Below are 706 nucleotides of genomic sequence, written 5' to 3'. Positions count from 1 at the left end.
GTTACAGCGGGGTTGTGTAGCCGCTGCCGCAGGCTGCGAACGGCTCCGCAGGAGACGCGGCGGCCTTGCAGGCGCCGGAGGTTCGGCGGTCGATCGCCAAGCAAGGTCCTGCGGACCTTCGCGCAGCCTCGCCAGAGGCTCGACAGCGGCTACAGTGGGGCGATGTCGAGCATGCGCGCCGTCCGCCCGCCAAGGTCAGCGGCGTCGGGCTTCGGGCCAGCAGGCCACCAGCACCAGCAGCAGCGCCGCCAGCAGGTAGGGCAGGCGCGGCTCCACCGCGTAGATCAGGGTGCCCGCCAAGGGCCCGACCACCACCCCCAGGCCCTGGGCCGCGCCGACGGAGCCGGCAGTGGCGCCTTGCTCGGCAGCGTCCACTGCGTTGCTGGCCAGGGCGGCAAAGGAGGGGAAGATCCAGCCCATGCCGGCGGCCGAGACAAAGAACCCCAGCCACAGCACCCAGGCGTGAGCGGCGAGGATGCTCGCGGCAAAGCCCATTGCGGCCACCAGGGCGCCGACGCGGATCATCCGCAGTGGCGGCCACTCCAGCTTGCGCACCAGCAGTTGCGAGGCAATCAACGCCAGCCCCACCAGGGTCAGGGCGACACCGGCGGTCTGCGCCGCCTCCGCCGGACCCATGCCCAGGCGGTCGAGGGCGAAGAAGCCGACGGTGATCTGCGCCATGGCCACGCACAGCATCGAGACGAAC

Annotated in this window: 1 protein-coding gene; it reads right to left on the bottom strand. The window is 71.7% G+C overall.

Annotated features, from left to right (window positions below; genetic code table 11):
* Positions 1-195: 195 nt before the first annotated feature.
* Positions 196-706: MFS transporter (locus Q7C21_RS22280; RefSeq protein ID WP_375151127.1), on the bottom strand; the 511-nt coding region annotated here is incomplete at its 5' end.

This window comes from Pantoea sp. ANP04, from assembly GCF_041982285.1.
GTDB classification, from domain to species: domain Bacteria; phylum Pseudomonadota; class Gammaproteobacteria; order Enterobacterales; family Enterobacteriaceae; genus Pantoea; species Pantoea eucalypti.
Note: the sequence above shows the minus strand (reverse complement) of the source record. Positions and strands in the feature narration are given on the sequence as shown.